Origin of the sequence: Candidatus Rickettsia barbarica (assembly GCF_041477405.1) — a bacterium.
Taxonomy (GTDB): Bacteria; Pseudomonadota; Alphaproteobacteria; order Rickettsiales; family Rickettsiaceae; genus Rickettsia; species Rickettsia rickettsii.
Genome location: NZ_JBEWYL010000002.1, coordinates 25066 through 37684, shown reverse-complemented (window position 1 = coordinate 37684; position 12619 = coordinate 25066). Strand labels below are relative to the sequence as shown.

Below are 12619 nucleotides of genomic sequence, written 5' to 3'. Positions count from 1 at the left end.
CTAACTCGTCATTGCGAAGAGAGGCAAAGCCTTGACTTGGCAATCTCAGGAATTTTGTACTACTTCATGAGATTGCCATGCTCTCTACGTTCGCTCGCAATGACGGATATCCCCCTCTTAATTCTGCTCTTTTTGCATAAAAAACGATCTTATAATATATAAAACAAATATTGTAATAAACCAATATATTAATACACGACCTGCGGTTAATAGATTAAATTCACCGTCATATATTTGAATAAATAGTAAATATGCACAAGCAATTAAAATAAACGGTACGATAATAAATACTAAAGGACATCTAAAAGGTCTTTGAGCATCAGGTAGCGTGACCCTAAATAATACCACTATTATTGTAACGGTTATATAATCAATAAGAGCTCCCATTGAAGTTAATTGCGTTAATAATTCCGTAGAACAAAATCCTCCAAGGATAGCGGCTAAAGAAGCAAATATTATAATCGTAATATACGGACTATCATATTTTGGGTGCAGCTTTGCAAAACTTTTCGGTAGTAAACCGTCACGTGCAATAGCATAAAAAATACGAGAAGTACCGTAAATATTCATCATCAACACCGTCATCATACCGCAAACTGCTCCGGTTGCAACAATAGCAGAGCCGATCTTGCTATTATTGATAGTTAAAGCATAAGCAAGTGGTTGATCGTTATTTAACTGATCAAAAGGTGCAATACCGGTAACAAGCCCTGCCATTGTTACATAAACTATAGTAGTTAGAACAAGTGAGCCAATAATACCGATCATTATATCGCGTTTTGGGTTTTTACACTCCTCAGCTGCGGTTGCAATCGTTCCAAAACCCGTAAAAGCTAAGAATAAAATAGACGCACCTACTAAAACATTACTAAAACCGAAAGGCATAAAATTACTCCAGTTAGTAGCATCAAAATGAGGGGCAGCAGCGAGTATAAATACAAATATTGCAGTCATTTTTATGAAAACTAAAATTGCATTTAGTCTCTTACTATCTTTAGTACCTAAATATAACATAAATCCAATAAATCCCGAGATTAAAAATGCCGGTAAATTTATTATACCGCCGTTTGTCGGTACAGTAGTTAATTCTTTCGGTAAATTGATTCCACCTGCTGCTAGTATTCCTTGTACGTAGCCCGACCAGCCTGCAGCTACTATTCCTGCAGCAACACCAAGTTCTAATATTATAACACTACTGATCATCCAAGCAAATACTTCGCCAAATGCTACATAGGAATAAGTGTAAATACTTCCTGATGTCGGAAGCATTGCAGCAAGTTCAGTATAAACAAGCGCTACAAAGATACAGGTAATACCTGCAATCGCATAAGATAACATTACCGCAGGTCCTGAATATTTAGCAGCAATTATACCGGTAACGACGAATACGCCTGTGCCAATCATCGCACCAAGACCCAGTAATATTAAATCGAATGCTCCAAGTGTCTTGCTAAGACCGCTTGAACTGCCTATCTCTTTTACTGATTCAAAACTTTTCTTCCTTAAAAAACTCATTAGTTTCTCCTGTTTTAGTGAGCTTATTTTTTTGTGAATTGTGTCTCATTACGAGCGACTAAAAGGAGCGTGGCAATCTCAGGAGGTCTAACTAGATTGCCACGTCGCTTCGCTCCTCGCAATGACACAATTACCTTATCTCTCTAGTAATCCATCCGCCGCCAAGTACTCTTTCACCGGCATAAATAACGCATGCTTGCCCAGGAGCAACGGCTTTTTCTTCGCATAAAAATTTTACTTTCATTTTATCATCACCGAGTTTACTTATTTCGGCTAGACGCGGCGGTCTTGTCGAGCGAATTTTAACTGCTACTTCTAACTTTTCGTTATCTTTAATCTCATCTGCAAGCCAATTCACATCTCTAATGATAAATTCCTGCACATTTAATGCGGACTCCGGTCCTACATATACTATATTGTCCTTAGGATCAATCTTTACTACATATAAAGGCTCATTATAAGCTATACCAAGACCACGACGTTGCCCTATGGTGTAGTTAATTATACCGCTATGCTCTCCTAGCTCAAACCCGTTTACATGAATAATTTTACCGCTTTCACTGCTATTTGGACGTATTTTATTTATTACGCTCTTATAATTTCCGTCAGGTATGAAACAAATATCTTGGCTGTCGGGCTTATCCGCTACCTCAAGCCCAAATTTACTAGCAAGCCTTCGTGTTTCATCCTTAGTAAGCCCTCCTAGAGGGAAACGTAAATATTCTAATTGCTCTTTAGTTGTCGTAAATAAAAAATAACTTTGATCTTTTGCTGGATCAAGCCCTGTATGTAATTCCGCTCCGTTATCACCGTTTATTTTGCGTACGTAATGACCGGTAGCAAGCTTATCTGCTCCAAGCTCTCTAGCCGTTTTAATTAGATCCCTGAACTTTACCGATTTATTACATTGCACACATGGAAGCGGTGTTTCACCTTGTAAATAGCTATCGACGAAATTATCTATTACCGACTCTTTAAATTTGCTCTCATAATCAAGTACGTAATGGGGAATACCTAGCTTATTTGCTACCATTTTAGCATCGTAAATATCCTGACCGGCACAACAGGCATTTTTCTTCCCTACTGCCATACCGTGATCATATAACTGCAAGGTAATACCTATAACATTATGTCCTTGTTCATGCAGCATTGCGGCAACCGCCGAACTATCAACCCCGCCTGACATTGCGACAACAACTATAGTAGACTGCTTATCCCCTAAATTAATCATACCAACCTTAAACAAACAGCAAATTATACTAAATTTATAATTAAATTACAACACTATCTTTTAATATATTAAAATGCTATAATTAGCGTTGTCTAATAATTATCGATTTCGTCATTGCAAGTAGCCCTAGGCTGCGTGGCAATCTCATGAAATAATAACAAACTCCTGAGATTGCTTCGTCAATTACTTACGTAATTTCCTCGCAATGACGACACCTCTCGTACTTTAAAAAAGCTATAAGATAACGTAAGTACTTTAATGTCTTGCATTTCAGGATCAAGCTCAAAATCCTTATCTATATAAAATGTAACCGGCATTAAGACTCTTTCGCCGGCTTTTAATAATTGTTCTTCAAAACAAAAACAATGAATTTTTACGAAATATTTTCCTGCTTTATTTGGAGTAACATTATATACGGAAGTACCTATTATATCGTTATCGCTTAGATTCTCCGTTTCATAGAATACTAGAGTATTCTGCCCCGGAACAATTTGCACTCTTTGCTGCCTTGGAATAAACCGCCAAGGTAAATCTTTATCAACATTAGCATCAAACTCGATAATTATAGGTTTAGTGCCTTTTACCTTAGAATATACACTCACCGTTTCTTTTGCAGTAGTGCCGCCATATCCTGTAACTTTACAAAATAAATTATAGATAGGTACGGAAGCAAAACTGAGTAACACCATACTAATTATTAATCCCAGCAAGGAAAAAGCTAAATTTTCATTGGATTTTTTAGACATTATTTGATTTTATTTAAAAATACTCTAGAAAAAGTTTATTTTAGATTATATATGTGTTAGTATAAAAAAAATAGTTTTTAAGGTTAGTATGACTAATAATATTAATGCATTAGCAATTTCTAGCGAATCAGGATTTTATAGCTACTTACAGAAAATCAATAAAATTCCTTCACTTACGCAAGAAGAAGAATTGTTATTAGCAAAATCCTATTTAGAAGGGAATGATTTACAAGCTGCACATAAATTAGTAACAAGCCATCTTAAACTTGTTGCAAAAATTGCAAGCGGCTATAGGACTTACGGTCTTCCTATGACCGAATTGGTTTCAGAAGGTAATATAGGTTTAATGCAGGCAGTAAAAAAATTCAATCCCGAACTTGGTTTTCGCCTATCAACATATGCGATGTGGTGGATTAAAGCAGCCATACAAGAATATATATTAAAATCTTGGTCATTAGTAAAGATGGGAACAACGGCCGCACAAAAAAAATTATTTTTTAGTCTTAATAAAGTTAAGCATAAAATTACTAATTTATACTCAAGGGCTATTACTACCGATGATTTTGTGCAAATAGCAGATGAGCTAGGCGTTTCGGTTAATGAAGTTTCTGAAATGAATACTAGAATTTCAGGACCTGATTTATCGTTAAATAACTCTATAAATAGTGACGATGCAGAATCCGGAGAATTAATAGAACTATTACCGGAAACACGCCCTACTCCTGAAACTATGGCTATTAATAAGCAAAATTCTACCAGTAAAAGACAGTTACTATCAAATGCTATGAAGATTTTAAACGACAGGGAACTGCGTATTTTAACAGAGCGTAAATTAACGGATACTCCTAAAACTCTAGATATTCTAAGCAATGAGTATAATATTTCTAAGGAACGTATTAGACAAATAGAAAATACGGCTTTTGAAAAAATAAAGAAGTTTATTTTAAACCATAGTAGAGAAGCAGCTTAAGCCTTATTGGACTGTCATCCCGTGGCTTGACCACAGGATCCAAAAACAACTAATAGTATTTTTACTGGATACCGCGATTAAGTCACGGTATGACAACGGAAAAACGATCCACCCAACAATGCTTTCGTAGAAATGACATTAGTTCAGTACACCTGACCATTCTGGATCAGAAGCATCTGCCGGTGTCATAATTTCTCTTTCATTATGACCTGTTAGATCAATTGCAAAAATTTTGTTTTTTCCCGGAGCTTTAGCGCTCGACGGCCAACCTTTAGCAAACATAATAACTCGTCCGTTAGGCGACCAACAAGGACTTTCAACTAAATATCCGCTTGTTATTATCCTTTCACTATTCTCATCATCTTGAGGACATGCTTTCATAATTCCGATATTAAAAGTTTTTCCTCCGTCTCCTTTAGTAATCTTAGTAAATGCTATATAGTCTCCTCTAGGCGACCAGCTAGGAGCTGCGTAAGAACCACTGCCAAAACTAATACGCTGAACTTCACTTCCGTCTGAATTCATGATATATAATTGAGGCACACCGTTTCTATCGGAATTATATACAATTTTTTTACCGTCCGGTGAATAGCTAGGAGAGGTATTAATACCGAATCCGTCAGTTAATTTATGAAGCCGTTTAGTAGCAAGGTCGATTTCATAAATATGCGTCGAGCCGTTTTTAGCTATCGACATTACAGCTTTTCTACCGTCTGGTGAGAATCTAGGAGCAAAAGATATACCGGGAAAATCACCTACTACACTTTCTTTGCCTGTTTTTAAATCTTTTTCATAAACAAGTACTCTTCTTTTAGTAGCATATGAAACATAAAAAATCTTATCCGCCGAACGAGCAAATCTTGGGGTTAAGACTAGTGACTTTCCATTGGTAAGGTATTTATTATTAGCCCCGTCATAATCCATCAAAGCAATTCTTTTTATTTTCGGTAAAGAGCTGCTTTCTGATACATACACTATTTTAGTGTCAAAATAACCGGCATCACCGGTAATTTTTTCATAAATTTTATCGGCAATTTTATGTGCTGCTCTTCTCCATAGATTTTTCGGTACTTCAAGCATTGCACCGGCGAGCTGTTTTTCAAGCAACGTATCCCATAATATAAAGCTAACTTTAAATTTACCGCTTTCTAGTTTTTTAACTTCACCGTTTACTAAAAGACTAGCATTAATTTGACGCCATGCAGCAAAAAGCGGTTTATATTCTATTCCTGTCTTCTCTTCTATAAAAGATGCAGCAGAAATAGGACGGAATAACCCCGAAAGCTTTAAATCATTAGAGATAACTTTAACCATATCGTGACCTAATACATCAGCAGCAGCATTATCGGCATCAAATTTATTGACCGCTATAGGTGTTGGGTCAGCTCGCCCATGCTCAATGTTTATTATTTCAAGTGCATAGCTGGTAACGCTAAATAATAGTGATACTATAAAATATATAATATTTCTCACTTAAAATACTCCTTTTTATCAAATTCCGTTATGGTTGTTGTGTGTCATTCCTGCGAAAGCAGGAATGACACATATTACCCAAAAATCTTCATCAGTTCTTCCCATTCTCTCTTAGTCATATCACTAGTTTCATGGGTAACTTTTTCACCGTTTATCATTCTTTTAATTACATCCAAACCTTTACGTGAAATGTTTGCTCCCTGCAAACGATATTCTTCAAACGCTTCGTAAACAAAAGGAACCCAAGCTTTGACTATCTCAAGCATCTTTTCAGCATAAACTCTAATTTCATATTGAGCGTGAGAGTCGGCTCGCAATCTTAAAAAATGAAGTAAATTATGTAAATTAATCTTCCAATACCATTCCGTATAATAATTTAAAGTTAAATTCATACGAGCAAGCTCGCGTGCTATCCCTGTGGCATTCTCATCTATAATATTACCCTCTTCATCGGCATTCATCAGTTCCTTATAATGCCCGTAGCACTGTCTAGCATCTTCCTCTAAAATTGCAAGGACCTTTTCAGCCACTTCTTGCGGTAAGCTATTCCCTTCCCTACATTGTTTATTTACAGCAGATTGGGAAGCAATATTCGCCGGTTCAGGTAGATAAAATTCATTACCTAAAATAGAATACCTTGCCGAATATTCGTTAACGCTAGCTGTTCTATGCCTAATCCATTGCCTTGCAATAAATATCGGTAGTTTAATATGAAACTTGATATCACACATCTCAAAAGGAGTGGTATGATAATGACGAAGCAAGTAGTTTATCAGCCCTTTATCTTGGTTTAATTGCTTCGTACCCTTACCGTAAGAAACACGAGCTGCTTGTACTATAGCACTATCATCCCCCATATAGTCGATCACTCTAATAAAGCCGTAATCTAACACTTTTATAGGCTCATATAAGATTTCTTCAAGTGCCGGGACTGTTACTCTTTTTGTGGTGTTATGCATTCTATTTATCCTTTATGTTTTTCTTTAAATTAACCTTTCCGATGTCATTACTGCGTTGTTGCATGGCTCGTTTTATGTCATTCCCACGAAAGCGGGAATGACATAAAGTTATAGAAAATAACTATATAAATTCTTACCGTTTCTTTTTAGCCATAATTTTGCCGGTTGGTATTCGGGATATATATCCTCAACTAGCTCCCAAAAATTTTTACTATGGTTCATTTCTTTTAAATGTGCCATTTCATGAGCTACTAAATATTTCAGTACTTCAAAGGGGGCAAAAACTACCCGCCAATTAAAAACAAGATTCCCTTTGCTACAACAACTCCCCCAACGGCTAACATTTTCCATTATTCTAATATTGGAATAAGTCAAATTATGTTTTTTAGATATATTCTCTACTATTATTTTTATTTCTGCTAATAATTTCTTTTTAAGGAATACTTCTATACTAAGTTTTTTTAGTACCTGACTACAACAATACACTTCTAACGTAGAATCATTTAATTTTATCTGATTTTTAGACGAATCAATATGTATTATTTCATAAGATTTACCCAAAATAGAAATCTTATCTTCATCTTTTGGTATCGCAGTTACATTACGACGTAATTTTTGCCTAACCCAATATTCTTGACTTAACAAAAAATTATGACCTTTTTCGGCTTTTACCTTAAGAGGTAATACAAGCTCTGCACCTTTAGACGTAATGCGGATGGCTATATTTTTAGCTTTGCTACTCCTTATTACTATAACATTTTGAGGTTCACCATATTTGGTAAGAGTAATAACATCTTCCATTTAAAATTCTATATACTTATTAGGATCAACTGCTATTTTATTTTTACGCATAGCAAAATATAATTTATGTTCTACATGTCCGATAACACTATTTCTAGCAATGTTATCACCTTTTTTCAGTAATAAATCATCTAAACTCGCATATGCTACTTCTAGATCGTCTTTATCTAATTTAACTATTACTAAATTACCGAAGTGCTTATTATAACCTGAATATATTACCGTTCCTGCAGCTATCGATTTAACTTCACTATATTCTTTAGCTACAATATCTATCCCTTTACTTTTACCGGCTTTAAACTCGGTAATAATTACCCCATTTAACGGTCTTACAAAGTTTAATTGTTCTATCGATTCTTCATCTTCGTCTTCATTCCGAGACATAGGAATCTCAATATCATCATTATCATTATCATTATCATCTTCTATAATTTTTGCCTTTGGCTCTTCGAGTCTACCGCTAACTTTTTCTGACATGGGATTGTCTTCCATAGTTCTTTGAACTATTATACCCTCATCGTAATCTAGTGCGGTAGAATTATTATTTGCAGTAACATCTCCTACTTTATACTCAATTGGAGCCGGTGGCTGATCAACACAAGCAACTAAACAAAAACATATAACGATACTAAGTACAACAGGATATTTCATATATTTAACAAAACTATTATTTACATTAGAAAACAAATCTTACATAGTATATAATTTTTATCATTATTTTCCATCAAAAAATTAACTATGAAAACTTATAATATTGTCATAGCTAGTGATCATTCAGGTTATGAGCTTAAGTCTGAAATTATCAATTATTTAGAGCAGAAATCTCTAAAGATTTATGACTGCGGAACAAATAATACACAAACCGTTGATTATCCTGATTATGCTAAGAAAGTAGTAGATATTATTATTGAAAAATCAGCACCTATCGGTATTTTAATTAGTGATACGGGGATTGGTATGTCTATAGCTGCGAATCGTAGCTCGGAAATAAGAGCCGCTTTGTGCAACAATATATTAACTGCCGAAAATGCTAAAGCTCATAATGACGCTAATATCTTGATACTCGGAGCAAAAACCATAGACCAAAAAATAGTATGTGATATTATAGATAAGTTTTTAACTACCCAATTTGAAGGCGGCAGACATAGCACCCGCCTATCAAAGATAAAATAGTTGTATAAACTGTTAAACATTGTTATTATCCGTCATTGCGAGGAGAGGCAAAGCCTCGACGTGGCAATCTCAGGCATATTTTGCACTATTTCATAAGATTACTACGCTCCTTGCAGTCGCTCGCAATGACGATTCGGTATCCATGCAATAAAGCCAAACTATAATATAAATTATGAATCTTCAAGAGTTGAAACAAAAATATAATTACGATGTTGCAACGAAAATGATGCAGCAATATCTAGACATTAAATTTGCTCATTTAGATTGTTTACTACTATTTAGAATGGGTGATTTTTATGAAATGTTCTATGAAGATGCAATTCTAGCAAGCAATGTACTTGGCATTGCTTTAACAAAGCGGGGCAAAAACGGCGAAGAAGAAATTGCGATGTGCGGGGTACCTTATCATGCCCTTGAGAATTATTTAACTAAATTAATTGAAGCAAATTATAAGGTTGCTATTTGTGATCAACTAGAAACACCTGAAGAAGCAAAGAATAGAGGCGGTTATAAAGCGGTCGTTACTAGGGATGTTACACGTATTATAACTCCGGGAACTATAATTGAAGAAAATTTAATTGCTTCAGCCGAACCTAATTATTTAGCAAGTCTCGTAATACCGAAAAATAAAGAAACAGCTAGCCTTTGTTATGTTGATCTTTCTACTTCCGAAATTGTTGTAGTTAATGTACCGGAAACGGAAATTCTTAATGAACTGGCTCGTTTAAAACCTCGTGAAATTCTGCTTAGCGAAAATCTGAGATCTTCTAATCTTGTGGATAGTATTTTCAAACAATTAAATTTTCGTATTACCTATCAAGTTGATAGTTTTTTTGCGATTAATAAATGCGAAAAAATCATTTTAGATTTTTATAAAATGAAAGATATTAAAGGCATCGGCGAGATATCTAGTAGTCAAATTTGTGCCATAGGTAGCGTTTTAGAATATTTATCGTTAACGCAAAAACAAAATATTCCTCATTTGCCAATCCCTAGAATTATCAAATTTCATAGCTATATGACTATTGATTTCTCTACTAGACGCAACCTTGAAATTGTCACAAACTCACAAGGCGGCTCGCAAGGGAGTTTATTAAGCACCCTTAATCATACGGTTACTAAACAAGGTGGACGTTTACTATATAATTTTCTTTCAAGTCCTTTAACCAACATTGCTAAAATAAATCATCGTTTAAATATTACCGAGTTCTTTTATTCCAACTTAGAAATAGTAAAAAAAATTAGAGAACTTCTAAAAAAAACTAGTGATATAGAACGCTGCTTAACACGTATTACGATGAACAGAAGTTCAGGTCGTGATTTACTTAGCATTAAATATACTTTAGAAACGGCAACGATTATTAAAGGAGTATTCTTTGACGCTTACGGTTTTAATTTACCTGATTTTATCAAAAAAATTATTAAACCTCTATCAGGTGATGCAGAATTATATAATTTAATAGACGAAACAATACGAGAAGATGCACCGAATAATTTAAATGACGGAGGTATAATAAAACATGAATATCATCCGCAAGTAGCCCAATTACATGATTTAATTAATAACGGAAAATTATATATTGAAAAGCTAAAAGATCAATATCGCAAAGAAACGGGAATAGACAGTTTAAAAATATCTCATAATAATGTTATAGGGCTTTTTATCGATATCACCGCTAAAAATGTTAATAAAATCCTTGATCCCAAATTTATTCATCGTCAAACAACGGTTAATCATGTTCGTTACACTACTGCTGAACTACAAAAGCTTGAAAGTGAGTTAGTCAATGCTAAAACCTTAGTAATAAGCTTAGAAAAAGAATTATATGCGGATATTTGTAGCCAAGTAATCGAAAAAGCTTCCTATTTACGAATACTTGCAAGCTCCTTAAGCGGGCTTGACGTATTTTGTAATTTTGCTTACATCGCTGATGAATATGATTATGTTAAGCCTGAGTTTACCGATGATTTAAGCTTTGATATCGTTAAAGGACGGCATCCTGTAGTAGAGAAAGCACTACAGCGAGAAAGCAAAAGCTTTGTATATAATGATTGTCATTTATCAGAGCTTGAGCGTATTTGGTTAATTACCGGTCCTAATATGGCAGGTAAAAGTACTTTTTTACGTCAAAACGCCATTATTGCAATCATTGCTCAAATAGGTTCGTTTGTGCCGGCAAAAAGTGCTAAAATAGGGGTAGTCGACAAAATATTTAGCCGAATAGGTGCTGCCGATGACTTAATTAAGGGACAATCGACCTTTATGGCAGAGATGCTTGAAACCTCGGCAATTCTTGCTCAATCTACAAAAAACTCACTAATCATACTTGATGAGGTAGGTAGAGGCACATCCACTTATGACGGGGTATCTATAGCATGGTCGGTGCTTGAATATATTCATGATAAGCTGAAATGTCGCTGTTTATTTGCAACGCACTATCATGAGCTAACCGTTATGAGTAATTTCCTGCCGGCTTTGCAAAATTATACTATTGCTATTGAGGAGTCAGGTAAAGATATTCTATTTTTACATAATATTATATCAGGTGCTGCCGATAGGTCCTACGGTCTTCATGTTGCGGCTCTTGCCGGTCTTCCTGCGAGTGTTATAAACAGAGCTGAGCAGATTCTGCTTAAATTTGAAAAAACTTCTACAGGTAAAGGAAAAAATATTTTATCAACGGAATCAAAGAATTTGAGTTTGTTTTATCTTGAACCTAATAAAACTACTATAAGCAGCAAATTAGATAAAAAATTCAGCACTATCGATCCTGATAAACTATCCCCTAAAGAAGCACTTGAGTTAATTTATGAGTTAAAGAAGTTGGTTTGATGCGAGTTTGGCAGTGCCTGCGTGGATCAGTTTTTTCATCATTGCGAGGAAAAACTGCAAGTTTTGACAAAGCAATCTTAGGAGTTTGTTATTATTTCATGAGATTGCCACGCAACCTACTGCTGCTTGCAATGACGATCTAGTATCTATGCAACCTTGCCTCCCTTTCCAACCAATATTTACTACAGGCGAAAAAATTAGGATTAGCAAAACTTTCTTTACCGTAAGTAATTTCTTGTCCATGCGTATCTAAAATATTACCACCGCCGGCTTTAATTAAAGCATGACCTGCCGCTATGTCCCATTCCATAGTTTGACCGAATTTTGGATATATATCAGCTGCTCCTTCAGCAATTAAGCATAGTTTCATTGAACTGCCTATTGCATTTATTTGACCGAATGAATACTTACTTAAAAATTCTTTAGTAGCTTTATTTAAATTATAAAAACCTATTACCGCATTAAGCTCTTCATGTTTCGGTTCATGATTAACAAATATTTCTTTAGAATTCTGTTCGATTTTTAACCGACCGTTTACATCAGTATAATATAGCTTTGCTGTTTCAGGGTGATATATCAAGCCGATGGTTGGAAAACCGTTTTCAATAAGCCCTATATTGACCGTATATGTACTTTTACCGTTTATATAGCTCCATGTCCCATCAATAGGATCGATTAACCAAAAAGTATCACTGCTGAATATAGGTAGCGGCTGCTCTTCACATACTATAGCTATTTGAGAGGTTAAGGTTTGTAGAGTTTGATAAATTATTTTACTAATTTCTTTATCGGCATTAGTGACTACTGACCCATCTGATTTAATATCAGTCAACATTCCTGCCTTTTTTATATCTAGTGCAATCTTGCCGGTATTAATAATTAAATCTTTTAAAGCATTAATTAAATTGTCATTCATAA

Annotated in this window: 11 protein-coding genes; 3 read left to right on the top strand and 8 right to left on the bottom strand. The window is 34.8% G+C overall.

Going from position 1 to position 12619, the window contains the following annotated elements; translation table 11 throughout:
• Positions 1 to 117: 117 nt before the first annotated feature.
• The 3 genes from ABVF33_RS02680 to ABVF33_RS02670 form a co-directional block, all read right to left on the bottom strand.
• The gene (locus tag ABVF33_RS02680; protein WP_499706171.1) at positions 118 to 1515 is read right to left on the bottom strand and encodes an amino acid permease; all 1398 of its coding nucleotides are present in this window, start codon (positions 1513 to 1515) and stop codon (positions 118 to 120) included.
• A 130-nt stretch (positions 1516 to 1645) separates the two neighbouring features.
• On the bottom strand, positions 1646 to 2746 hold the full coding sequence (mnmA, locus tag ABVF33_RS02675) for a tRNA 2-thiouridine(34) synthase MnmA (RefSeq protein ID WP_499706170.1): 1101 nt from the start codon (positions 2744 to 2746) through the stop codon (positions 1646 to 1648).
• A gap of 179 nt (positions 2747 to 2925) precedes the next feature.
• Entirely contained in the window at positions 2926 to 3492 is a 567-nt protein-coding gene (locus tag ABVF33_RS02670; protein WP_499706169.1) for a cytochrome c oxidase assembly protein, read from the bottom strand.
• A gap of 88 nt (positions 3493 to 3580) precedes the next feature.
• On the opposite strand from ABVF33_RS02670, the gene rpoH reads away from it, so the two are divergent.
• Positions 3581 to 4462, top strand: coding sequence for an RNA polymerase sigma factor RpoH (rpoH, locus tag ABVF33_RS02665; protein WP_014410541.1), 882 nt, complete (start codon positions 3581 to 3583; stop codon positions 4460 to 4462).
• 138 nt (positions 4463 to 4600) lie between these two features.
• Here the strand turns inward: rpoH and tolB are convergent, their stop codons facing one another.
• The 4 genes from tolB to ABVF33_RS02645 all read right to left on the bottom strand — a co-directional run bounded on the left by tolB (position 4601) and on the right by ABVF33_RS02645 (position 8382).
• Positions 4601 to 5935: a Tol-Pal system beta propeller repeat protein TolB gene (tolB, locus tag ABVF33_RS02660; RefSeq protein ID WP_499706168.1), complete on the bottom strand. Its 1335-nt coding sequence runs from the start codon at positions 5933 to 5935 to the stop codon at positions 4601 to 4603.
• 74 nt (positions 5936 to 6009) lie between these two features.
• The gene (gene thyX, locus ABVF33_RS02655) at positions 6010 to 6894 is read right to left on the bottom strand and encodes an FAD-dependent thymidylate synthase (RefSeq protein WP_499706167.1); all 885 of its coding nucleotides are present in this window, start codon (positions 6892 to 6894) and stop codon (positions 6010 to 6012) included.
• 108 nt (positions 6895 to 7002) lie between these two features.
• The gene (locus tag ABVF33_RS02650) at positions 7003 to 7695 is read right to left on the bottom strand and encodes a M48 family metallopeptidase (RefSeq protein ID WP_499706166.1); all 693 of its coding nucleotides are present in this window, start codon (positions 7693 to 7695) and stop codon (positions 7003 to 7005) included.
• Positions 7696 to 8382, bottom strand: a complete 687-nt coding sequence (locus ABVF33_RS02645) for a murein hydrolase activator EnvC family protein (protein WP_499706165.1) — start codon at positions 8380 to 8382, stop codon at positions 7696 to 7698.
• Positions 8383 to 8433: 51 nt separating this feature from the next.
• Between ABVF33_RS02645 and rpiB the strand changes: the two genes are divergently transcribed.
• Positions 8434 to 8868 carry a ribose 5-phosphate isomerase B gene (gene rpiB / locus ABVF33_RS02640; RefSeq protein ID WP_012719558.1) on the top strand — a complete coding sequence of 145 codons (435 nt, stop codon included), beginning with the start codon at positions 8434 to 8436 and terminating at the stop codon, positions 8866 to 8868.
• A gap of 172 nt (positions 8869 to 9040) precedes the next feature.
• Complete coding sequence (gene mutS / locus ABVF33_RS02635) at positions 9041 to 11701, top strand: DNA mismatch repair protein MutS (RefSeq protein WP_499706164.1); 2661 nt, start codon at positions 9041 to 9043, stop codon at positions 11699 to 11701.
• Positions 11702 to 11840: 139 nt separating this feature from the next.
• Here the strand turns inward: mutS and ABVF33_RS02630 are convergent, their stop codons facing one another.
• Positions 11841 to 12617, bottom strand: a complete 777-nt coding sequence (locus ABVF33_RS02630; RefSeq protein ID WP_499706163.1) for a 3'(2'),5'-bisphosphate nucleotidase CysQ family protein — start codon at positions 12615 to 12617, stop codon at positions 11841 to 11843.
• Positions 12618 to 12619: the final 2 nt, after the last annotated feature.